20 protein-coding genes and 1 tRNA gene are annotated in these 22,533 nt (G+C 71.1%); 4 read left to right on the top strand and 17 right to left on the bottom strand.

Annotated elements, in window-relative coordinates; all coding sequences use genetic code 11:
• Window positions 1-46 precede the first annotated feature (46 nt).
• Complete coding sequence (locus tag ACGGZK_RS13240) at window positions 47-1,036, top strand: hypothetical protein (RefSeq protein WP_395243107.1); 990 nt, start codon at window positions 47-49, stop codon at window positions 1,034-1,036.
• A 442-nt stretch (window positions 1,037-1,478) separates the two neighbouring features.
• Here ACGGZK_RS13240 and ACGGZK_RS13235 read toward each other — a convergent pair.
• The 11 genes from ACGGZK_RS13235 to rplU form a co-directional block, all read right to left on the bottom strand.
• A protein-coding gene (locus ACGGZK_RS13235; protein WP_395246086.1) for an IS3 family transposase occupies window positions 1,479-2,731 on the bottom strand; the annotation gives its coding sequence in 2 pieces (ribosomal slippage) (window positions 1,479-2,449 and window positions 2,449-2,731; 1,254 coding nt in all).
• Window positions 2,732-3,311: 580 nt separating this feature from the next.
• Window positions 3,312-3,387 (bottom strand) — tRNA-Ala (locus tag ACGGZK_RS13230).
• A 98-nt stretch (window positions 3,388-3,485) separates the two neighbouring features.
• The gene (gene rsfS / locus ACGGZK_RS13225; RefSeq protein ID WP_395243106.1) at window positions 3,486-3,875 is read right to left on the bottom strand and encodes a ribosome silencing factor; all 390 of its coding nucleotides are present in this window, start codon (window positions 3,873-3,875) and stop codon (window positions 3,486-3,488) included.
• A 34-nt stretch (window positions 3,876-3,909) separates the two neighbouring features.
• Window positions 3,910-5,160 (bottom strand): hypothetical protein, encoded by a 1,251-nt coding sequence (locus ACGGZK_RS13220; protein ID WP_395243105.1) that lies wholly within the window; start codon window positions 5,158-5,160, stop codon window positions 3,910-3,912.
• Window positions 5,157-5,756 (bottom strand): nicotinate-nucleotide adenylyltransferase, encoded by a 600-nt coding sequence (gene nadD, locus ACGGZK_RS13215; protein WP_395243104.1) that lies wholly within the window; start codon window positions 5,754-5,756, stop codon window positions 5,157-5,159. The genes ACGGZK_RS13220 and nadD overlap by 4 nt, the downstream gene beginning before the upstream one ends.
• A gap of 12 nt (window positions 5,757-5,768) precedes the next feature.
• Complete coding sequence (locus ACGGZK_RS13210) at window positions 5,769-5,981, bottom strand: hypothetical protein (RefSeq protein WP_395243103.1); 213 nt, start codon at window positions 5,979-5,981, stop codon at window positions 5,769-5,771.
• 69 nt (window positions 5,982-6,050) lie between these two features.
• Window positions 6,051-7,337: a glutamate-5-semialdehyde dehydrogenase gene (locus ACGGZK_RS13205; RefSeq protein ID WP_395243102.1), complete on the bottom strand. Its 1,287-nt coding sequence runs from the start codon at window positions 7,335-7,337 to the stop codon at window positions 6,051-6,053.
• 9 nt (window positions 7,338-7,346) lie between these two features.
• Entirely contained in the window at window positions 7,347-8,165 is an 819-nt protein-coding gene (gene proB, locus ACGGZK_RS13200; RefSeq protein WP_395243101.1) for a glutamate 5-kinase, read from the bottom strand.
• Window positions 8,162-9,676: a GTPase ObgE gene (obgE, locus tag ACGGZK_RS13195; RefSeq protein WP_395243100.1), complete on the bottom strand. Its 1,515-nt coding sequence runs from the start codon at window positions 9,674-9,676 to the stop codon at window positions 8,162-8,164. The genes proB and obgE overlap by 4 nt, the downstream gene beginning before the upstream one ends.
• A 70-nt stretch (window positions 9,677-9,746) precedes the next feature.
• Window positions 9,747-10,004, bottom strand: coding sequence for a 50S ribosomal protein L27 (gene rpmA, locus ACGGZK_RS13190; RefSeq protein WP_395243099.1), 258 nt, complete (start codon window positions 10,002-10,004; stop codon window positions 9,747-9,749).
• Window positions 10,005-10,025: 21 nt separating this feature from the next.
• On the bottom strand, window positions 10,026-10,334 hold the full coding sequence (gene rplU, locus ACGGZK_RS13185) for a 50S ribosomal protein L21 (protein ID WP_395243098.1): 309 nt from the start codon (window positions 10,332-10,334) through the stop codon (window positions 10,026-10,028).
• A gap of 219 nt (window positions 10,335-10,553) precedes the next feature.
• Here rplU and ACGGZK_RS13180 point away from each other — a divergent pair, with 219 nt between their 5' ends.
• Window positions 10,554-10,853 (top strand): DUF4031 domain-containing protein, encoded by a 300-nt coding sequence (locus ACGGZK_RS13180; RefSeq protein ID WP_395243097.1) that lies wholly within the window; start codon window positions 10,554-10,556, stop codon window positions 10,851-10,853.
• Between the two features lie 15 nt (window positions 10,854-10,868).
• Here ACGGZK_RS13180 and ACGGZK_RS13175 read toward each other — a convergent pair whose 3' ends face one another.
• Window positions 10,869-13,604: an Rne/Rng family ribonuclease gene (locus ACGGZK_RS13175; protein WP_395243096.1), complete on the bottom strand. Its 2,736-nt coding sequence runs from the start codon at window positions 13,602-13,604 to the stop codon at window positions 10,869-10,871.
• 276 nt (window positions 13,605-13,880) lie between these two features.
• Between ACGGZK_RS13175 and ACGGZK_RS13170 the strand changes: the two genes are divergently transcribed.
• On the top strand, window positions 13,881-14,507 hold the full coding sequence (locus ACGGZK_RS13170) for a vitamin K epoxide reductase family protein (RefSeq protein WP_395243095.1): 627 nt from the start codon (window positions 13,881-13,883) through the stop codon (window positions 14,505-14,507).
• Window positions 14,508-14,636: 129 nt separating this feature from the next.
• Here ACGGZK_RS13170 and ndk read toward each other — a convergent pair whose 3' ends face one another.
• The 4 genes from ndk to ileS are packed head-to-tail and all read right to left on the bottom strand — an operon-like array spanning window position 14,637 to window position 20,195.
• A complete protein-coding gene (gene ndk / locus ACGGZK_RS13165; RefSeq protein WP_395243094.1) occupies window positions 14,637-15,059 on the bottom strand; it encodes a nucleoside-diphosphate kinase in 423 nt (140 codons plus the stop codon).
• Window positions 15,056-15,523, bottom strand: coding sequence for a DUF4233 domain-containing protein (locus tag ACGGZK_RS13160; RefSeq protein ID WP_395243093.1), 468 nt, complete (start codon window positions 15,521-15,523; stop codon window positions 15,056-15,058). Before ACGGZK_RS13160 ends, ndk begins: the two co-directional genes overlap by 4 nt.
• Window positions 15,520-16,890: a bifunctional folylpolyglutamate synthase/dihydrofolate synthase gene (locus ACGGZK_RS13155; RefSeq protein WP_395243092.1), complete on the bottom strand. Its 1,371-nt coding sequence runs from the start codon at window positions 16,888-16,890 to the stop codon at window positions 15,520-15,522. The genes ACGGZK_RS13160 and ACGGZK_RS13155 overlap by 4 nt, the downstream gene beginning before the upstream one ends.
• The gene (ileS, locus tag ACGGZK_RS13150) at window positions 16,887-20,195 is read right to left on the bottom strand and encodes an isoleucine--tRNA ligase (RefSeq protein ID WP_395243091.1); all 3,309 of its coding nucleotides are present in this window, start codon (window positions 20,193-20,195) and stop codon (window positions 16,887-16,889) included. The genes ACGGZK_RS13155 and ileS overlap by 4 nt, the downstream gene beginning before the upstream one ends.
• Before the next feature lie 326 nt (window positions 20,196-20,521).
• Between ileS and ACGGZK_RS13145 the strand changes: the two genes are divergently transcribed.
• A complete protein-coding gene (locus tag ACGGZK_RS13145; RefSeq protein ID WP_395243090.1) occupies window positions 20,522-22,048 on the top strand; it encodes a GH1 family beta-glucosidase in 1,527 nt (508 codons plus the stop codon).
• Window positions 22,049-22,099: 51 nt separating this feature from the next.
• Here ACGGZK_RS13145 and ACGGZK_RS13140 read toward each other — a convergent pair whose 3' ends face one another.
• Window positions 22,100-22,450, bottom strand: coding sequence for a GntR family transcriptional regulator (locus tag ACGGZK_RS13140; protein ID WP_395243089.1), 351 nt, complete (start codon window positions 22,448-22,450; stop codon window positions 22,100-22,102).
• Window positions 22,451-22,533: the final 83 nt, after the last annotated feature.

The following is a 22,533-nucleotide window of genomic DNA, read 5'->3' as shown; positions in this document are numbered from 1 at the left end:
ACGATATGGTCGGAATTTCGTACCGTATCGAAAGGACCGAACACCAGTGACCGTCACCGCTGAACCCTCCCCTGCAGAGAAGACGCGTCGGCGTCGCATCGTCTGGATCGTCACGTGCGCCGCGGTCGCCATCCTTGCGGCCGCCGGCACCATCGTCGGCACCGTCGCCGGGCAGAGGCCGGACGCCCGTGCCGTTGCCGCGTCGTTCCTCGAGGCGTGGGAGGGAGGCGACACCGACCGGCTCGCAGAGCTACTCCCCGGCGATGCGGCCATCGAGATCCTCGCCGGCATCGAGGCGGCATCCGCAACTCCGACGAACATCCGCATCACCGGCGAGGGTGACGGGATTGATGATGTCGAATGGCTGTTCCCGGTCGCCTACGAGCTCGACGGGAAGACGTGGGAGACCGTCGTGCCGGTCATCGCCGACGAGGACCGGAATTGGAAGCTCGGGTTGGTGAGCACCCACGAGGTCGGTCAGGTCGACGGTGAAGCGAACGCGTACATCACGGGCGCCGACAAGCCGCTGTCGGTCCTCCCTGCGGTGTACCCGATCACCTACCGCGCGTCCGAGTTCTTCGAACTCCGCGCAGGCGACAGCGTCGCTGTGACCGAGGACTTCGACAACGACCTCATCCGCCCGGACCTGGCGAAGGTCGGCCATGAGCTCACGTCTCAGTTCGCCCGGTTCCTCGACCGATGCTTCGCGACCGGCCAGGGTGAGCCGGAGGGGTGCGGCATCCGAGCGCTCGGCGGTAGCCCGTTCTCCGACTCCTTCACCGCTGTATGGACGCTCACCGACTCCGCACGCCTTTCCCCGATGCCCGAGACATTCAACGCCGAGTTCACCGCGACGGCTCTCATCGGGTACGACACGTTCAATGGTCCGACGACGAAGCAGCTCGACCCGGTCGACTACGCGTTCGAGGGTGTTTGGGGCTGGGCAGCCGGGGGGATCCCGCAGATCCAAGGCATGGAGGTCACCTCCGGCCCGGACCAGGGCCCGAACGCGATCGTGAACGTGTACGGCGGCTGACACGAGCGGGAAACAGCAGATACTGGAACGCCGGCGGGCTTGAGCCGTCAGCCTCGAGGTGCGGACTGCTGTCGGTCTTGGTGACCCTTCGGGTCAGGCGGAAGACCGACAGCAGTTTCTCGGTCGGTCGGGCGTTCAGCCAGGCCTGGACGTTCCCTCGCCTGAATCGCAGGAATATGGCGAGCTTGGTGGCCTTCCGGCCGGTTCATTCGTGACGCCAACGGCAGATCGTGCGTATGGAGAGCTGCAGGTACTACGCCAACTCGTCGACGCCGAGATACTCCCCCCAGCACGTCGACGAACCGGTTCGCCGGAACGGTCCCGTCATTCTCCTGAAAAGTAGACCAGAACAGCCCCAGCGGCCTGCCTTCAGCCCATTCCAACGAAACCCCCTGACGAATCATGAGTCCCCCCGGCGTGTCCGGAGAGTGTGGTGCTGGTGTCAGCCCGCTCGTTCGAGGGGTTCGGTGCGAGCGTAGTCGAGGTGCTCGAGCTCGAGTGGCGTGAGGTCGTCGATCGAGCCGTGCGTGCGTTCGTGGTTGAACCACGTCACCCACGCCGCGGTCGCGGCTTCGACCTGTTCGACGTCGCGCCACGGGCCCTCGTGATGGATGAGCTCGGACTTGTACAACCCGATCTGGGATTCCGCGAGGGAGTTGTCGTACGCATCGCCCACGGACCCGACGGACGGATCGATGCCTTCCTCGACGAGCCGGTCGGTGAAGGCGATCGAGGTGTAGACGCTGCCCGCGTCCGTGTGGTGCGTCAGCCCAGCGAAGCCGGTGACGCCCTCGCGCCGCCGTGTGAAGAACGCCATCTCGAGGCAGTCCAGCACGAGCGGCGTCGTCATGCTCGTGGCGGCCCGCCAGCCGATGATCCGGCGCGAGTGCGCGTCGAACACGAACGCGACGTACACCCACCCCGACCACGTCCACACGTACGTGAAGTCAGCGACCCAGAGCTGGTTCGTGCGGAACCGACGGAAGTGCCGATCGATGAGATCACTCGGCCGGGTTTCCCGCGGATCAACATCGGCCGGATGCTTGCGCTTGCCGCGCACCACCCCGCCGATCCCGAGGTCGCGCATCAACCGCTCGACCGTGCACCGGGCGATGTCGTGCCCGTCACGGCGTAACCGGAGCCAGAGCTTCCGGGCACCGAGCCGGCGGTGATGCTGCTCCCACGTGCCCAGGATGATCGGCTTCCACCGTTCGTCAGCGCGTTCCCGCGCCGAGGGCTTACGCGCCGTGGCGTCGTAGTACGTCGATGGGGCGACCTTGCAGCCATGCTCGCTGAGCACCGCGCAGATCGGCTCGACACCCCACCGCAGCCCACCATCGGTACGGTCCTTGTGCGCCTGGATGAACGCGACTACCGCTTCACTGGCCGGTCGAGCTCGGCCGCGAAGAAAGCCGAAGCCGCCTTCAGGATCTCGTTCGCACGACGCAACTCCGCGTTCTCACGCTTGAGGCGCTTGAGCTCGGCCTGCGCATCCGTCGTGAGCCCGGGCCGCACGCCCGCGTCGACCTGCTGCCGGCGCATCCAGGTCCGCACGGTCTCGGGCGAACCGATGCCGAGCATCCCGGCGACCGCGGTCATCGCCTGATACTCGCTCGGATAGTCCGGCCGTACCTCGACGACCATCCGGACAGCGCGCTCACGAAGCTCGCGCGGGTACTTACTGGGACGTGCCATGAAGACGATCCTTCCAAGGAAATCAGTCTCCAGAAACGCCGGGGGACTCATCATTTGATTCGTCAGGGGCTTTGGTGGATCTGAGGGGACTCGAACCCCTGACCCCTTGACAGATTGGCAGCCCGGCTCGAGCGCACCTGGTTGGTTGTGGATGCCAGTAACTAAGAGGGCGTAAGAGGTCATCCAGCTGGACTGTAATGGCCGAGATTGCCGTCAGTTGCAGGTGTTTGGGGATGAATCCAGATCCAAGACAGCCCCGGGCTCGGGGAGTCTGTGCTGGTTGGCCGGCATCCCGCGGTACTGCGCCAGCTCGTCGACGCTGAGGTAATCGCGGAGGTTCTCGACGAACCGCGATCCCGGGACGTTGGGTTGGGCTGATTCGTTCATCCTCCGTAGGAGTGCGCATCAAGCCGAGATGTTCAGCTTCAGGTGGCGAAGGCTGTGGATGCCTGTGGGCCTCTTGCCGCCCCGACGGATCAGCCACATGAGAGGAAGAAGGCTCCAAAAGGCCGCATCGCCTCGTAACGGCCGTCCGCCAACGAGAAAACCCCTGAGAATCTTGAGATTCATCAGGGGTTTTTGGTGGATCTGAGGGGACTCGAACCCCTGACCCCCTGCATGCCATGCAGGTGCGCTACCAGCTGCGCCACAGACCCGTCGATGATCAAGATCATCTTCGTTTTCGTTTCCACCTCTCGGCGGCAACAGATTCAGATTACACCAGCATCTGCCTCGAAACGAAATCGAGGGAGCCTCACCCGGTGGGGGCCGATTCGTCGGCCACGAGGAGGGGTGCGACGGCGATCGGCGGGCAGTCGAGCCAGAGGCGCTCGAGCCCGTAGTACATGCGGTCCTCGCGGTGGAAGACGTGCACGACGAGGTCGCCGAAGTCGAGCAGCACCCATCGGGCGTGCTGCCGGCCCTCGCGACGGTGCACGGGCGCACCGGCCTCCGCCAGGGCTTCCTCGACGGCCTCGGCGATGGCGACGACGTTGCGCTCGGTCGCGCCGGTCACCAGCAGGAAGGCATCGGCGAAGGGGGTGGGATCCGACACGTCGAGCGCGACGAGATCCTCCCCACCCTTCGAGTCGGCGGCACGCGCGGCGGCGGCCAGCAGGTCGAGAGTGTGGGCGGATGCGGTCATGCCGTCTCTTCCGGGTCGATGGGGCGCCGGGGCATCAGAACAACCCCGTCATGGCGCCGATGATGAGGGTGGCGACGACGCCGAGTGCGAGCACGCCGGCCGTGACGGCGAGCACGAGGGGGACGTTGACGCCCTCCTTCTGGGGCGGGGCCATCATCGTGCGGGCTCCGCCCTGCGTGCTGATGGCCTTGGTCGCCGCGACGGGGGCGACCCCGGTGGTGGCCGCGTCGTCGTCGCGATCGAAGAGCCGGTCGATGTCGGTCGAGTCGATCTGGCTGGGGTGCAGGCCGGTCGCACCGTAGCTGCGGGGCAGGTCGATCGAACCCGTCACGATGACCTCGCTGCCGAGGGTGGCGCCGATCGAACCCTGGTCGGGCAGGGTCGGCAGGATCAGCGCGTTCGTCGTCGTCGGCACGCCGTGCGACGACGCACCACGGGAGAGGAGCTGGTCGAAGGGCTCGGGCTCCTCGTCGGGGAGATTCAGCTGATCGGTCCAATGGCCGGCCGGCTTGGGCGCGACGGGCTCATCCGCCCGGGCTGCGTCGGCAGCCTGGTGGGGTGCCGGCGTGCGGACCGGGCCGGGCGCGGGCGCAGCGGGCGCCCCGCCCTGCGGCGCACCCGAGCTCGAACGTGAGGCCGGCACCGACGCGTCGCCGAGGAGCGCGTCGAAGTCGTCGTCGTCATCGCCCTCGACGTGCTGCGAGTCGATCAGCGACCGGAGCTCGCGACGCGTGAGCGTGCGCTCGGGTGCTCGGCCGGCGGAACGCGTGGGCCCCGCGGGTCCGCGGTTCGCGGCCTGGTCGACGGGGCGACCCGGTTGCGCCCCCTGCCCGACCGGCACCTGCGGGCCGGGTGCCTGCGGCGCCGCGGCCGGCGGCGTCCACGTCGGGCGCGGCGCGGCGTTCGGCGGCGCGGACGGAGCCTGCTGGTGGGGCGGTGCCGGCTGGCCCTGCGGTGCTGGCCGCACCGGCTGGCCGGTCTGCGGGGGCGCGAACGACGGTGCGGCCGGAGCCGGCGGTGCGAACGGCGAGACCTGCGGGGCGACGGGCGCGGGCGCCGCGACGGGACGAGGCGCCGCGTAGGCGGGGGCCTGCTGTGGCGGCTGCGGGGGGCCCGGCTGCGGCGGACGTGCGGGTGCCGGGCCACCGGCGAACGGCGGCGTCGCGGCGGGCGCAGCCGCCGGCGGCGTGGCATCCGGGGTCGCCGAACCGGCCTCCTGGGCCTGAAGCCGCTCCCGCTCGCGAATCTCGCGACGAGTGAGCGGCGGTTCCTGCGACGACGTCATTCGACACTCCGGTAGAGATGGTGCTTGGAGATGTACTGGACGACCCCATCGGGCACCAAGTACCACACCGGGAAACCCCGGCGCACCCTGTCCCGGCAATCCGTCGACGAAATCGCCAGCGCCGGTACCTCAAGCAAGCTTACGTGCTGCTCCGGCAATCCAGAAACGGACAGCACATGTCCCGGGCGACTCACAGCCACGAAGTGGGCGAGGTCCCAGAGCTCCGAGACATCCCTCCACGAGAGGATCTGCGCGACCGCGTCGGCGCCGGTGATGAAGAACAGCTCGGCGTCGGGGCGATCGCGGCGGATGTCGTGCAGCGTGTCGATCGTGTAGGTCGGCTTCTCGCGATCGATGTCGACCCGGCTCACCGTGAACCGCGGATTCGACGCGGTCGCGATGACCGTCATCAGGTAGCGATGCTCCGGTGGGGTGACGACGTCCTTGTACGACGGGCGACCGGTCGGCACGAAGACGACCTCGTCGAGGTCGAACGACTGGGCCACCTCGCTCGCGGCCACCAGGTGCCCGTGGTGGATCGGATCGAAGGTGCCGCCCATGACCCCGACGCGGGGTCGGCGCTGCTCGCCGGTCATCGGGTGCCCGGGTCAGTGCCCCGCGTGCTCGTCTCCCGCGTGACGCGCGGCGTACGCCTCGGCCTTCGCGCGGTGGCGATTCGCGACATCGCGGTATGAGAGGGTGACCAGGGCGAGGGACACGAAGATGATGAACGCGATCAGCCCGTAGAAGAACGGCTCGATGGGCAGCTCCCTCGCGTTCACCGTCTCGTTCGTCGCGAGGATTCCGGTCACCAGGCTCATTCGGGCGTTCCTTTCACGTTGCTGCGTTCGCGGCTGCTGCCGCTCGCGCCATCGGACAGTCTAGTGGGGTCAGGCCCGCACGTGCCCGGCGCCGCGCACGATCCACTTGGTGCTCGTCAGCTCGGGCAGGCCCATGGGGCCGCGGGCGTGCAGCTTCTGCGTGGAGATGCCGACCTCGGCGCCGAACCCGAACTCCCCGCCGTCCGTGAATCGCGTCGACGCGTTCACCATGACGGCCGCCGCGTCGACCTCGTTGAGGAAGCGCTCGGCGTTGCCGAGGTCGTTCGTGACGATCGACTCGGTGTGCTTCGTCGAGAACCGCCGGATGTGCCGGAGTGCGTCGTCGAGCGAGTCGACGACGGCGACCGACATCTCGAGGCTCATGTGCTCGGTCGCGAAGTCCGCGTCGGAGACGGGCAGCACGTCGGGTCGGATGGCCCGGACGCGTTCGTCGCCGTGTACCACCACTCCGGATGCCTCGAGCCGGTCGAGCACCGTCGGCAGGAGCCGCTCCGCGGCGGCGCGGTGCACCAGCAGGGTCTCGAGCGCGTTGCACACGCTCGGCCGCTGGACCTTCGCGTTGTGGACGAGCTCGACGGCCCAGTCGGCCCGGGCACTCTCGTCGAGGAACATGTGCACGACGCCGGCGCCGGTCTCGATCACCGGCACCTTCGCCTCGTCGACGACGGCCTGGATCAGGCCGGCGCTCCCCCGCGGGATGAGCACGTCGACGTAGTCGCGGGCCTGCATGAGGTGGCGTGCCCCGGCGCGGCCGAAGTCGTCGACGCTCTGCACGGACGCGCCCGGCAGGCCGACCGACTCGAGCGCCTCGCGCAGCACGTCGACGAGCACCTCGTTCGTGTGCTGCGCCGCGGTGCCCCCGCGCAGCACGACCGCGTTGCCGCTCTTCAGGGCGAGCACGGCGATGTCGATGGTGACGTTCGGGCGCGCCTCGTAGATCGCTCCGACGACGCCGAGCGGCACGCGGACCTGATCGATGCGTACCCCGCTCGGCAGCGAGCGCCCGGTGACGGTCTCCCCCACCGGGTCCTCGAGCTGCACGACCTCGAGCACCGCATCGGCGAGGGCGTCGATGCGGCGGTCGTCGAGCGCGAGCCGGTCGAGGAGTCCGGAGCCGAGGTCGTTCGCGCGGCCCTCCTCGAGGTCGACCGCGTTCGCGGCGACGATCTCGGCAGTCCGCTCGCGGAGCACCCGTGCGACGGCCTGGAGCGCGGCGTCCTTCAACGCGGTGGGTGCCGTCGCGAGGCGGTAGGACGCCTCCTTGGCGGCGGCGAGCCGCTCGTCGATGACGGCCGTGTCCACGGCGGTGTCGGGGTCGGAGGAGGTGTGCGCCATGCGACCAGCCTAGGCGAGCAGCGCGGTCCCGTCGGCCGTGTGACGCGGGTCCGCGGGCTCGAACCAGGTGCCGATCTCACGGCCCTCGAGCGCGTCGGCGACGAGCGGCGTCGCCGTGATCAGGACCGCGGTGCCGCCCGCTGCGGCGATGCGCGCGGCGGAGACCTTCGTCTCGGCACCGCCGGTGCCGACGCCGGCCGACCCGGTGGTGCCGATCTCGATGCCGGCGAGCGGATCGCCGTGCGGCACGTGGGCGATGCGCTCCGCACCAGGCAGGTGCGGCGGCTTGGTGTAGAGGGCGTCGACGTCGGAGAGCAGCACCAGCAGCTCCGCACCGACGAGCTCGGCCACGAGCGCGGCGAGCCGGTCGTTGTCGCCGAAGCGGATCTCGTGCGTCGCGACGGTGTCGTTCTCGTTCACGATCGGCAGGATGCGCAGGCCGAGCAGGCGCTCCATCGCCCGCTGGGCGTTCGACCGGTGGGTGGCGTTCTCGAGGTCGCCCGCGGTGAGCAGCACCTGCCCCGCCACGATGCCGTAGCGCCGCAGCGCGTCCTGGTAGCGGAAGATCAGGAGGTTCTGACCGACGGAGGCGGCTGCCTGCTGCGTGGCGAGGTCGTTCGGCCGCTCCGCCAGGTTCAGGTACGGCATGCCGGTCGCGATCGCACCCGAGGAGACGAGCACGACCTCCGCGCCGCGCGCGTGCGCCGCGGCGAGGGCATCGACGAGCGGACTGATCTGGCCGGCGTTGTCACCGCTGATCGACGAGGAGCCGACCTTGACGACGATGCGCGTTGCTGCGGGGATGTCGGCGCGGCTCGACGGCGTCACTCGTGGATCTCCTCGTCGTCGGCCCAGATGCCGGCCTCGCGCTCGCGCTCGAGCTCGGCGCGCGCCTCCGCCTTCGCGTCCATGCGCTCGTGGTACTCCGACTTCCGCTCGGCACGCGTCTGGCGCCGGTTGTCGTCGAGGCGGATATCGGTGCCGCGGGGCGCGGTGATGAGCTCGGCCGTGGAGGTCAGCGTGGGCTCCCAATCGAACACGACGCCCGAGCCCGGGCCGATGACGACGGTCGAGCCGGCGACGGCGCCGGCGCGCACCAGGGCGTCCTCGACGCCGAGCTTCGCGAGCCGGTCGGCGAGGTAGCCGACGGCTTCGTCGTTGGTGAAGTCGGTCTGGGCGACCCAGCGCTCCGGCTTGACGCCGAGCACGCGGTAGATGGTGCCGTAGCTGCCGCCCTCGGCGCGCACGACGAAGTCGACCTCGTCGACCGCCTTCGGCCGGAGGATGATCCGGGGCGCGGCGGGTTCGGCGGCCGCGGCGCGGCGCTCGTGGTCGACGAGCTCGCCGAGCGCGAACCCGAGCTGCCGGAGCCCTTCGTGGCTCACGGTGGAGATGTCGAAGACGCGGTAGCCGCGCGCCTCGAGCTCGGGCCGGACGAGATCGGCCAGGTCGCGCGCCTCGGGCACGTCGACCTTGTTCAGGGCGACGAGCTGCGGGCGGTCGAGCAGGGGAACCTGCCCCTCCGGCACCGGGTAGGCGCCGAGCTCGCCGAGGATGACGTCGAGGTCGGAGATCGGGTCGCGTCCGGGCTCGAGCGTCGCGCAGTCGAGCACGTGCAGGAGCGCGGAGCACCGCTCGACGTGGCGGAGGAAGTCGAGGCCCAGCCCGCGGCCCTCGCTGGCGCCCTCGATGAGGCCGGGCACGTCGGCGACGGTGAACCGGTGGTCGCCGGCCTGCACCACGCCGAGGTTCGGGTGGAGCGTCGTGAACGGGTAGTCGGCGATCTTCGGCCGAGCGGCCGACATGGCGGCGATCAGGCTGGACTTGCCCGCGCTGGGGAAGCCGACGAGCGCGACATCCGCGATGGTCTTCAGCTCGAGGGTGACCTCGCCCTCGAAGCCGGGCGTGCCCAGCAGGGCGAAGCCCGGCGCCTTGCGCTTGGTGGTCGAGAGCGCCGCGTTGCCGAGGCCGCCCTGGCCGCCCGGAGCGACGACGAAGCGCATGCCGGCCGCGTCGAGGTCGGCCAGTTCGACGCCGTGCTCGTCCTTCACGACGGTGCCGATCGGCACCGGCAGCTCGACGGCCTCTCCGGTGGAGCCCGAGCGGTTGTCGCCCATGCCGGGCTGGCCGTTCGGCGACGTGCGGTGCGGACGCCCGTGGTAGTTGAGGAGCGTGGTGACCTGCGGGTCGGCCACGAGCACGATGTCGCCGCCGTCACCGCCGTTGCCGCCGTCGGGGCCGGCGAGCGGCTTGAACTTCTCGCGGCGCACCGACACGCAGCCGTTGCCGCCGTGGCCGGCCTTCACGAACAGCCGTACCTCGTCGACGAAGCTGACCATGCCGATACTCTCCTCTGCTGAAACACGTGAGGGCGAGCCGAAGCCCGCCCTCACGACAACGATCGACCGATTACTCGGCGACCGCCACGATGTTGACGACCTTGCGGCCGCCCTTCGCGCCGAACTCGACGGCGCCCGCCTCGAGGGCGAACAGCGTGTCGTCGCCACCGCGACCGACACCGGCGCCGGGGTGGAAGTGCGTGCCGCGCTGGCGGACGAGGATCTCGCCGGCCTTCACGACCTGACCGCCGAAGCGCTTGACGCCGAGGCGCTGCGCGTTCGAGTCACGACCGTTGCGAGTGGAGCTCGCACCCTTCTTGTGTGCCATCTCTGTGTCTCCCTCTGGCCGTTACTTGATGCCGGTGACCTTGACGCGCGTGAGCTCCTGACGGTGGCCCTGGCGCTTCTTGTACCCGGTCTTGTTCTTGTACTTCTGGATCACGATCTTCGGGCCGCGGAGGTCGCCGAGGACCTCGGCCGTGACCGTGACCTTGGCGAGCGACTTGGCGTCGGAGGTGATCTTGTCGCCGTCCACGAGGAGGACCGGCGTGAGAACGACGTTGCCGTCCTTGTCGGCCTTGATGCGGTCCATCGTGACGATGGTGCCGACCTCGACCTTCTCCTGCCGACCGCCGGCGCGCACTACTGCGTAAACCACTACTCGTACCTATCTCTGGGGAGTCTCTCGACTCCGACTGTCTGATGGGATGTCACTGCGCGGATGACCCCAGCGGGGAGAGGGTCGTCACTGCCAGAAAACTGTGCGTGCGCGCTGGGATAAGCAGCGGCACCAACGGTCGAGTCTACCGGATGCCGGGAAGGCGGTCAAACGCGCGCCGACGGCGCGTCGCGGATCGCCGCTCCCTAGAATCACGGCATGACCGTGTTGATCGACCCGCCGCTGTGGCCGAAGCACGGCACGGTCTGGGGGCACCTCGTCAGCGACGAATCGCTCGACGAACTGCACGCCTTCGCGCGCCGCGCCGGGTTGCCCGAACGCGGCTTCGACCTCGACCACTACGACTACCCGATCGAGCGCCAGGGCGAGCTGATCGCCGCGGGCGCCCTGCTCGTCGAGCCGCGCGACCTCGTGCGCCGGCTCGCGCGGAGCGGACTCAGGGTCACTCCGCGCGAGCGGCACGGCAGGTCGGGCGGCGACCGATCGGTCGCCGACTGACCTGGCGGGGTCCGATCAGTCGCCGGCCGGGTCGCCCTCGACGGTCGAGCCGTCGGGGCGGACGATCACCGGCGGGGCGCCCGCGGGGCTGAGCGCCGCCGTCGACACGCGACGGCTGCGGGTGCGCCCCTCCCCCGGCTGCTTCGGGGCCGGCAGCGCGTCGAGCACCGAGCCGAGGAGCTCGTCGGCGTCGGCCACGCGGCTGGGCCGCTCGCGCGGCGCCTGCACCTCGGGCAGCTCGAGGAGCGGGGGCTCGGATGCCTCGACCGCCGGCGTCGTGTCCTCCGCCTCGTCGGCTGCGACCTCCGCGGCGACCGGCTCCGACGGAGCGGCCTCGAGCTCGGGCGCGTCGGCGTCGGATTCGCTCACCGCCGCGGTCTCGTCCACCGCCGCCTCGACCGGGGGCAGCGCGTCCGCCGAGCTCGCCCGGCGGTGCCGGCCGCGGCGGCGGCTCGACCGGCCGGAGCCGCCCGTGCCCGCGGTCGGCGCTTCGGCGGAGGCATCCGCCTGGGCGTCGACCGCTGCGCCGGCCGCCGGCGCCTCGGCCGGCTTGTGGTCGTGCGGGATCGTGGAGGCCGCGATCTGCGCGAGCGCGTGCTTCGCGTCTTCCGTGATGCCGTGCGTGCCGGCGTGCGCCTTCGACTCGGCCGCCGGCTGCGCCGGCGCAGCCGCCTGCTGCGGCGAGGCCTGGCCGCCGCCGCGGTTGCGGCGACCGCCGCGCTCGACCTGCTGCGGGGCGCGGTGACGGAGGATCGGCTCGTGGTGCACGACGATGCCGCGCCCGGCGCAGACCTCGCAGGGCTCGCTGAACGACTCGAGCAGGCCGAGGCCCAGCTTCTTGCGGGTCATCTGCACGAGGCCGAGCGAGGTGACCTCGGCGACCTGGTGCTTGGTGCGGTCACGTGAGAGGCACTCGATGAGGCGGCGCAGCACGAGGTCGCGGTTCGACTCGAGCACCATGTCGATGAAGTCGATCACGATGATGCCGCCGATGTCGCGCAGGCGCAGCTGGCGCACGATCTCCTCGGCCGACTCGAGGTTGTTCTTGGTGACCGTCTCCTCGAGGTTGCCGCCGGAGCCGACGAACTTGCCGGTGTTGACGTCGATGACGGTCATCGCCTCGGTGCGGTCGATGATGAGCGAGCCGCCCGAGGGCAGCCACACCTTGCGCTCGAGCGCCTTCTCGATCTGCTCGGTGATGCGGAACTCGTCGAACGCGTCGCGCTCGCCCGTGTACGCCTCGACGCGCTCGAGCAGGTCGGGCGCGACGGCGCCGAGGTAGCGCTCGATGGTCTGGCGGGCCTCGTCGCCGGCGATGATCATCTTCTGGAAGTCCTCGTTGAAGACGTCGCGGACGATCTTGATCAGCAGGTCGGGCTCGGAGTGCAGCAGCGCGGGCGCCTGCACCTTCTCGAGCGAGGCCGAGATGTCGGCCCACTGCGAGGTCAGGCGGGTCACGTCGAGGGTGAGCTGCTCCTCGGTGGCGCCCTCGGCGGCGGTGCGGACGATGACGCCGACGTTCTCCGGGAGCACCTCCTTGAGGATCTTCTTGAGGCGCGCGCGCTCGGTGTCGGGGAGCTTCCGGCTGATGCCGTTCATCGACCCGTTGGGCACGTAGACCAGGTAGCGGCCGGGCAGGGAGACCTGGCTCGTGAGCCGCGCGCCCTTGTGGCCGACCGGGTCCTTCGTGACCTGCACGAGCACGCGATCGCCCGGCTTCAGCGCGAGCTCGATGCGGCGGGGCTGGTTCTTCTCGCCGTTCTCGGCGGCGGCGTCCCAGTCGACTTCGCCGGAGTACAGCACCGCGTTGCGGCCGCGGCCGATGTCGACGAAGGCGGCCTCCATGCTGGGCAGCACGTTCTGCACGCGGCCGAGGTACACGTTGCCGATGAGCGACGCGTCCTGGTTGCGGGCGACGTAGTGCTCGACGAGCACGCCGTCCTCGAGCACGCCGATCTGGATCCGGCCGCTCTTCTGGCGGACGACCATCTGACGGTCGACGGACTCGCGGCGCGCGAGGAACTCGGACTCGGTGATGACCGTGCGTCGGCGGCCGGCGTCGCGGCCGTCGCGGCGACGCTGCTTCTTCGCCTCGAGGCGGGTCGAGCCCTTGACCTTCTGCGGCTCGGTGATGAGCTCGGGTTCGCGCGGGCGCCGCACCTTGACGACGGTGTTGGCGGGCTCGTCGCCCGACGTGCGCGCCTCCTCGCCCGTGCGACGACGGGCGCGACGGCGCACGCTCGAGGTCGGCTCGTCGGCGTCGTCGGAGCGGCCGCCGCGGTCGTCGCCGGCCGGGCGGTCGCCACGGGCCGAGCGGTCGCCGCGCGGCGAGCGCTCGCCGGGCTCCGGGCGGTCGGGGATGACCAGGACCGGCGGGGCCCGGAAGATCAGCGACGTCGTCGTGAGCGCGGCCGGGATCGGCTCGGGCTCGTCGACGGGCGCGTCGGATGCCTCGGCCTGCGCCTCGTCGACGTCCTGCGTCGCATCGGCGGCGCGCGCCGCATCGGGCGCGGACGCGCCGCCTCCGGCGGTCGTGTCGACGGCGTCGGATGCTCCGGCCGGCGCACCGGCCGTCACGACGTCACCGGGCTCGGCGATCGGCGCCTCGGCGTCGGTCGGGGTTCCGGCCTGCGGCGCCTTCACGACGATCGCCCGGCCACGGCCGCGACGCCCGCCGAACAGGCCGCCGCGTCGTCGCTGCCCGCCCGAAGCGTCCGATGCGTTCGGGGTGTTCTCGGTTCCTTCCACCATTCCAGGTGCACTCCTACCGGGGTCGACCGGCCGCGCCGTCGGCCCCGTACTCTCCTCGAGCGGTCCAGCGCGTGGCGCTGAACCGCCAATCCTTCACTGCTGCGTCCGGCCGTCCGGCCGGATCGCCACGTCTCACGGCGTGTGCGCCGCATGGTCGGATGCGGTGCATCCTCAAAAGCCTTCGTTGGTCGTGCCGGGCGCGGCCCGGACGACTTCACTCGATTATCGCACGCTTCTCGCAGGCTCGGCTGGAGGCGCCGTGCCATAATCCGAACCATGCCCGACTCCCCCGCTCCCGCGCCCCGCCGCGGACTCGGAATCTTCCTCCTGATCGCGGGGGCGCTCGGCCTCCTCGCCGCGTACGAGCTGACGCTCGAGAAGTTCCTCACCCTCGCCGACCCCACCCACGTGCCCTCGTGCAACGTGGGCGTGCTCGTCGGCTGCGGCGTGAACCTCGCGTCGTGGCAGGGCTCGGTGTTCGGGTTCCCGAATCCGATGATCGGGCTCATGGCCTGGCCGGTCGTCATCACGATCGGCGTCGCGCTCATCGGCGGAGTCCGGTTCCCGCGCTGGTTCTGGGTCGGCTTCAACATCGGCGTGGCCGGCGCCCTGGTGTTCGTCGGCTGGCTCATCTACCAGAGCATCTACGTGCTCGACGTGCTGTGCCCGTGGTGCATGCTCACCTGGGCGGTGACCATCCCCACCTTCTGGGTCGTCACCCTGCACAACCTCCGCGAGGGCAACCTGCCCGCTTCGGCGCGCGTGCGGCGGCTGGCGGCAGCGTGGTACGGCTGGATCCCCGTCATCACGGCGGCCTGCTACGCGATCGTGATCCTGCTCGCGCAGGTGCAGATGAACGCGATCCCGCGCGTCATGATCGACTTCCAGAACTACTTCAACTGAGCCGCTGCGGCCGGCGCCCCGGCCCGGCCGGACATGCGGATGCCCCGCCCGACGCCCTCCGAGGAGGAGCGCCGGAGCGGGGCATCCGCGTCTCAGCCCTGGGACGGGCTGCGCGTCAGGCCGCGCGGCTCAGGCGAACCAGAGCGCGAGCTCGCGCTCGGCCGACTCGACGGAGTCGGAGCCGTGCACGAGGTTCTGCTGCACCTTGAGGCCCCAGTCGCGGCCGAAGTCGCCGCGGATCGAGCCGGGCGCCGCGGTCGTGGGGTCGGTGGTGCCGGCGAGGACGCGGAAGCCCTCGATGACGCGGTTGCCGGCGATGCGGAACGCGACCACCGGGCCCGACTGCATGAACTCGATGAGCGGCTCGTAGAACGGCTTGCCCTCGTGCTCGGCGTAGTGGTTCGCGAGCAGCTCGCGATCGGCCTGGACCAGGCGCACGTCGACGAGGGAGTAGCCCTTCGCCTCGATGCGGCGGAGGATCTCGCCGGTCAGGTTGCGGGCCACCCCGTCGGGCTTGACGAGGACGAGGGTCTCTTCGATGCCGGTGCTCATGTCGGTTCCTTCCCTGCGGCGGCCGCCGCCTGTTCTCGGTCGATTCGCGCGCCGACGATCATGCAGTAGATCCACATGCCGCCGAACAGCGCCCCGACGACGTACATCGCCGGGTTGAGGAGTCCTGCCGCCAGGACGACGGCCTGGATGGCCCAGCCGAGCCCGTAGGCCCAGCGGAAGCGCAGCAGCGCGATCGTCAGCAGGAGCAGGAGGATGATGACGCCGCCGGCCGCGAGCGCGACCCACGGCGGGAGGCCCCAGGTACCGTTCTCGGTCGGGGCGAGGCCCCAGATCACGAGGGCGGCGAGGAACACCACGATCGTCTCGAAGCCGAGCACGATCGAGGCGAGGCTGCGTCGCACCGATCGGGGCGCGGCGGGAGCCGCGATCGCCTCGGGCGCATCGGCGGCGCCCGGCGCGGGCGTCGGGTCGGCGGGGGAACCCGCCTCGTCGGCCGCGCTCATTCGCCGCTCCAGCCGCGATCGCGCGCGTACTCGAGCACCTCGCCGACGAGCGTGATCGACCCGGTCGCGACGACGCCGCGGCCCGGCTCGGCGGCGGCCCAGTCGCGGGCCTCCTCGAGGGCGTCCTCGAGCCGGTCGACGGCGATCACGCGCTCGTCGCCGACCTCGGTCGCGATCGCCGCGGCCAGCGCCTCGACGGGCACGGCGCGATCCGACGACGATCGCGTCACCAGGAAGCGGGCGCCGGTCGGCGCGAGCGCGCGGGCGATGCCGGCCGCGTCCTTGTCGCCGAGGATTCCGAGCACGATCACGAGCTCGGAGAAGTCGAAGTACTCGGTGAGCGCCGCTGCGAGCGACTCGGCGCCGTGCGGGTTGTGCGCCGCATCGACGATGAGCGTCGGCTCCGCCGCCACGCGCTGCAGGCGACCCGGCGACGTCACGGCGCCGAGCCCGACCTGCACCACCTCGTCGGGCAGGCGCGCGCCGCCGAGGAAGGCCTCGACCGCGGCGATGGCGACGGCGGCGTTCTCGGCCTGGTGGCGCCCGAACAGCGGGAGGGCGACGTCGGCGTACTCGCCGCCGAGGCCGCGCACGCCGATGACCTGCCCGCCGACCGCGACGCGCGAGTCGAGCACGGCGAAGCCGCCGCCCTCGACCTCGAACGTCGCGTCGTTGCGCTCGGCGACCTGGCGCAGCACCTCGAGCACCGCCGGCGCCTGGAAGGCCGTCACGACGGCGGCGCCCGGCTTCACGATGCCCGACTTGGTGCGGGCGATCTCCTCGACGGTTCGGCCGAGGCGCGACTCGTGGTCGAGCGCGATCGGCGTGAACACGGCGACCTGGCCGTCGGCGACGTTCGTCGAGTCCCACTCGCCGCCCATGCCGACCTCGAGCACCATGACGTCGACCGGGGCATCCGCGAAGGCCGCGAACGCGAGCACCGTGAGCGCCTCGAAGAAGGTGAGCGGCACGTCGCCCGCGGCGACCAGCTCCTGGTCGACGAGGTCGACGATCGGGGCGATCTCCTCCCAGATGCGCGCCACCGCGTCGTCGGCGATGGGCTCGCCGTCGATGCGGACGCGCTCGGTGAACCGCTCGAGGTGCGGGCTCGTGAGCAGGCCCGTTCGCAGGCCGTCGGCGCGCAGCAGGCTCTCGACCATGCGGCTCGTCGACGTCTTGCCGTTCGTGCCGGTCAGGTGCACCACCGGGGCCGACCGGTGCGGGTCGCCCAACAGCTCGACCGCGCGACGCGTGGCGTCGAGTCGGGGTGCGGGGTGGGCCTCGCCGACGCGGGCGAGCAGCGACGCGTAGACGGCGTCGGCCGCTTCCCGGGCGTCGGGGTCGAAGTCGTCGAATCCGTCGGTCATGCGCGCTCCACTCCGATCGCCACGCGGGTGCCGCCGGCGAGGGTGGCGACGTCGGCCGCGGCCGCGCCGTCGAGCTCCCGCACCTCGACCGCCACCGCGAGGGTCTCCCCCGCGATGAGGTCGCGATGCGCCTCGGCCGCCGCCACCGACGGCGCGTCGACCTCCAGCACGAGCCGGATCCGATCGCCGACCTCGAGCCCGGCCGCCTTGCGGGCGTCCTGGACCGCGCGGATGAGGTCGCGCGCGGCGCCCTCGGCCTCGAGCTCCGGCGTGGTCGCGGTGTCGAGGATGACGAACCCGCCGTCGGCGAGGAGGCCCAGCGCGGTCGAGCCGTCGCCGGCGTTCGCCGTCTCCAGCACGAGGTCGTACTCCCCCGGCTCGAGCGCGATGCCGCCCGAGACGACGGTGTCGCCGTCGAGCGTCCAGTCGCCCGACTTCGACCCGGCGATCGCCTGCTGCACCTGCTTGCCGATGCGCGGGCCCGCGGCACGGGCGTTCACGGTGAGGCGCTTGGTGATGCCGTACCGCTCGGCGCTGCCGCCGTCGAGGCCGACCACCTCGACGGCCTTCACGTTCAGCTCGTCGCGGAGGATGCCCTCGAACGGCGCCAGCGCGGAGGCATCCGACGCGACGACCGTGAGCCGCTGCAGCGGGAGCCGCACGCGGCGACCCGCCTGCTTGCGGAGCGCCAGCGCGGTGCTCGAGATCTCGCGCACCGCGTCCATCGCCGCGACGAGCGCGGGGTCGGCCGGGAACTCGGAAGCCTCGGGCCAGTCGGCGAGGTGCACGCTGCGCCCGCCGGTGAGGCCGCGCCAGACGCGATCGGTCACGAGCGGCAGGAGCGGCGCCGCCAGGCGGGTGAGGGTCTCGAGCACGGTGTACAGCGTGTCGAACGCCTCGGTGCCGGATCCGTCGTCGCCGACGCCCGACCAGAACCGGTCGCGCGACCGGCGCACGTACCAGTTCGTGAGCACGTCGCCGAAATCGCGCAGCTTCTGCGCCGCGAGCGGCGAGTCGAACTCGTCGAGGTCGGCCGTGACCGCCTCGACGAGGTCGCGGAGCTTCGCGAGCAGGTAGCGGTCGAGCACGTCGGTCGAGTCCGTGCGCCGGCGCGCCTCGTAGCCGCCCTCCTTCGCGGTGTTCGCGTAGAGGGAGAAGAAGTACCAGGTGCTCCACAGCGGCAGCATGAGCTGGCGGACGCCCTCGCGGATGCCCTCCTCCGTGACGACGAGGTTGCCGCCGCGCAGCACCGAGCTCGACATGAGGAACCAGCGCATCGCGTCGGAGCCGTCGCGGTCGAAGACCTCGTTCACGTCCGGGTAGTTGCGCAGCGACTTCGACATCTTCTGCCCGTCGCTGCCGAGCACGATGCCGTGGCTCAGCACGTTCTTGTACGCGGGGCGGCCGAACAGCGCGGTCGCCAGCACGTGCATGACGTAGAACCAGCCGCGGGTCTGCCCGATGTACTCGACGATGAAGTCGCTCGGGTTGTGGGTGTCGAACCACTCCTGGTTCTCGAACGGGTAGTGCACCTGCGCGAACGGCATCGAGCCCGAGTCGAACCAGACGTCGAGCACGTCGGGGATGCGCCGCATCGTCGACTTCCCGGTGGGGTCGTCGGGGTTCGGGCGGGTGAGGTCGTCGATGTACGGCCGGTGCAGGTCGGGCTCGCCGTCCTCGTTCAGCGGCAGGCGGCCGAAGTCGCGCTCGAGGTCGGCGAGCGACCCGTACACGTCGACGCGCGGGTGGGCCGGGTCGTCGCTCTTCCACACCGGGATCGGCGAACCGAAGTACCGGTTGCGGCTGATCGACCAGTCGCGGGCATTGCCCACCCACTTGCCGAACTGGCCCTCCTTGACGTTCTCCGGCACCCAGTTGATCGACTGGTTGAGCTCGCCCATGTCGTCGCGGAAGTCGAGGACGCGCACGAACCAGCTCGACACCGCCTTGTAGATGAGCGGGTTCCGGCAGCGCCAGCAGTGCGGGTACGAGTGCTCGTAGCTGGCCTGGCGCAGCAGCCGGCCCTCGGCCTTCAGCAGCTGGGTGAGCGGCTTGTTCGCGTCGCTCCAGAGCTGGCCCGCGACATCCGTCACCTCGGGCAGGAAGCGGCCGGCGTCGTCGAGCGAGAGGATCACGGGCACGCCGTTCGCCTCGCCGACCTTCTGGTCCTCCTCGCCGTAGGCGGGGGCCTGGTGGACGATACCCGTGCCGTCCTCCGTGGTGACGTAGTCGGCGACGACGATGCGCCAGGCGCGCTCGAGGCCGAAGCGCTCGACGTCGGCGTAGTAGTCGAACAGGCGGTCGTAGTCGACGCCGTCGAGCTCGCGGCCGGTCACCGTGCGGGAGACCGCGGCGCGTGCCTCGTCGGCCGAGTCGTAGCCGAGCTCCTTCGCGTAGTTGCCGACGAGGGCCGTCGCGAGCAGGTACTCGCCGCCCAGCACCTCGGTGTCGGATGCCACGCCGGCGGCCTGCTCGCGCAGCACGGTCGCGTCGGGCGTGCCGTTGGGGCCGGCCGGCACGACGGCGTACTCGATGTCGGGGCCGACCGCGAGGAGGAAGTTCGTCGGCAGCGTCCACGGCGTCGTCGTCCAGGCCAGGGCGCGCACGGCGGTGAGCCCGAGCGCCTCGGCCTTCGCACCGGTCAGCGGGAAGGTGACCGTGACGGTCTGGTCCTGGCGCATCTTGTAGACGTCGTCGTCCATGCGCAGCTCGTGGTTCGACAGCGGCGTCTGGTCGCGCCAGCAGTACGGCAGCACACGGTGGCCCTCGTAGGCGAGGCCCTTCTCGTGCAGCGTCTTGAACGCCCAGATGACCGACTCCATGAAGGTGACGTCGAGCGTCTTGTAGTCGTGCTCGAAGTCGACCCAGCGCGCCTGGCGCGTGACGTACTCCTCCCACTCCTTCGTGTAGCGGAGCACGGAGTCGCGCGCGGCGCGGTTGAACGCCGCGATGCCCATCTGCTCGATCTCGCTCTTGTCGGTGATGCCGAGCTGGCGCTCGGCCTCGAGCTCGGCCGGCAGGCCGTGGGTGTCCCACCCGAACCGGCGGTGCACCTGCTTGCCGCGCATGGTCTGGTAGCGCGGGAAGAGGTCCTTCGCGTACCCGGTGAGGAGATGGCCGTAGTGCGGCAGGCCGTTCGCGAACGGCGGGCCGTCGTAGAACACCCACTCGGGTGCGCCCTCGCGCTGGTCGATCGACGCCTGGAACGTGCCGTCGGCCTTCCAGAACGCGAGGATGTCGCGTTCGATGGCCGGGAAGTCCGGTGAGGGGTTGACGCCGTGGTCGTCTGGGGTGCGCGGGTACACGCTCGCTCCTTGCGGGACGGTTGCCTTCACGAGGACGCCGGCGGCTCGATCGAGCCCCGCCGCGGTACCACCTCGCTTGCCCCGGGCACGCCCGGGACCCCTCTCGCTGCGGCTGTGACGGGCCTGCCCCGTTCGGTTCTAGTGACGGGCGGATGCCTCGGCCGCCGCCCGCGTTCTTCCGAAGACTCCCCGGTGATGGCCGGATCGCAGTCGTTGGCACGAGTCTACCGGCTCGGCGGGCGCTATGCTGTGGCTCGTCGTGAGAGCGCTCTCACGGCCGCCGATCCCCCACGGCGCCGCGCACCACCGACTCGACGAGGAGCCCCGTGCCCCAGCCCGCCGCCGACCCCGGACTCCCCGCACCGACGCGCCGCGCCGCGCTCCCGCGGCGCGCCTTCCTCGCCCTCGGCGGTTCCACCGCGCTCGCCGCGGCGCTGGCCGCCTGCACGCCGGGCGGCCCCGGGGCATCCGGCTCGCCCGCGATCACGCCCACGCCGAACCCGAGCGGCTGGGTGCCGCCCGGCGAGCCGATGGCCTTCCCGAGAGGGTATGTCTGGGGCGCGGCGACGAGCGCGTACCAGGTCGAGGGGTCGACGGCCGTCGACGGGCGCGGCCCGAGCGTGTGGGACACCTTCGCCGCGAGGTACGGGACCGTCAAGCACGGCGACACCGGCGAGCCCGCCGCCGACCAGTACCGCCGCTACCCCGAGGACATCGTGCTGATGTCCGACCTCGGGCTCGGCGCGTACCGGTTCTCGGTGGCGTGGCCGCGCATCCAGCCCACCGGATCGGGACCGGCGAACCCGGCCGGCCTCGACCACTACCGGAAGCTCGTCGATGCCCTCGTCGACGCCGGCATCCGCCCGATGATCACCCTCTTCCACTGGGACCTCCCCCAGGCGCTGCAGGACGTGGGCGGCTGGACCACCCGTGACACCGCCGCCCGGTTCGCGGACTACGCGGCGATCCTGTTCGACGCGCTGGGCGACGTCGAGGCCGACTGGATGACCGTGAACGAACCGAAGACGCACGCGTTCGTCGGCCACTGGTACGGCGGCCACGCTCCCGGGCTCCGCGACCCGGACCTCGCGGCCGCCGCCGTCCACCACCAGCTCCTCGCCCACGGGCTCGCGACCGAGGCGTTCCGCGCCAGCGGGGCCGCCGGGCGCATCGGCATCGGGCTCAACCTGCTGCCGGCGTACTCGATCGACCCGGCGAACACCCGCGGCGCCGAACGCGTCGACGCGAGCGAGAACCGGCTCTTCCTCGACCCGGTGCTCCTCGGCTCGTACCCCGACGACGCGCTCGGCCAGGCGCCGGGGCAGCTGCCGGCTGATCCCACGGCGTTCGCCGCGCTCGCGCTGCCCGGCGACCTCGAGGTGATCTCGGCGCCGATGGACTTCCTCGCGATCCAGTACTACGGCATCACCGGCGTCGACACGGTCGGCAACGTGGTGCCGATCGCGCCGACCTCCGACGCGAGCTGGCAGCAGGTGCGGGCCGAGGGCCTGTACGACCTGCTGATCCGGTTGCGCGACGACTACCCGGCCATCCCGATCGTCATCACCGAGAACGGCATCCCCGACGAGACCTCCGCCGTCACCGTCGACGACCCGTACCGGGTGGAGTTCCTGCGCACCCACTTCCAGCAGGCCGCCCGCGCCATCGGCGACGGCGTGCCGCTCGAGGGACACTACGTCTGGTCGCTGCTCGACAACTTCGAGTGGGCCGAGGGCTACGACCAGCGCTGGGGCATCGTCGCGGTCGACTTCGAGACGCAGGAGCGCACGGCCAAGCGCAGCGCGGGGTTCTTCTCCGACGTGATCGCCGCGAACGCGGTGCCGCCGGCCTGAGCCGGCGTCGCCCGGCCGAGCTCACGCGGCCTCGGGCGGCTCGGGTGCGGCTCAGCGGTAGGCCTCGCGCACGAGCGCGAGCAGCGCGGGCTCGGAGACGCCGTTGAGCCGTGCCTCCTCCACGAGGTCGTGGATGGCGCCCGCGAGCGCGGTGTGGTGTCCGAGCCGCTTCGCGACGACCGCGCCCCGACCGCGATGCAGCTCGATGAGCCCCTCGTCGCGGAGGATCCGGTATGCGCGCAGGACCGTGTTCACGTTGAGGTCGAGCGCCTCGGCGAGTTCGCGCGCGGCCGGCAGCCGTTCGCCGTAGGCGCTCCGGCCGTCGACGATCGCGGCGCGCAGGCCCGACGCCACCTGGTCGTAGAGCGGGTCGGGGCGTCCGGGGTCGACGTGGAGGAGCATCCATTCATCGTATTGTGCTATTCGAAACAGCATTATCGGCTGGTCGCGGACCGCCCTCGCTGTCAGGATGGGTGCCGGCCGGA

The organism is Agromyces sp. MMS24-K17 (assembly GCF_043950245.1).
Lineage (GTDB): Bacteria > Actinomycetota > Actinomycetes > Actinomycetales > Microbacteriaceae > Agromyces.
The sequence above is the reverse complement of the archived record's forward strand: the minus strand, read 5'-3'. Positions and strand labels throughout refer to the sequence as shown.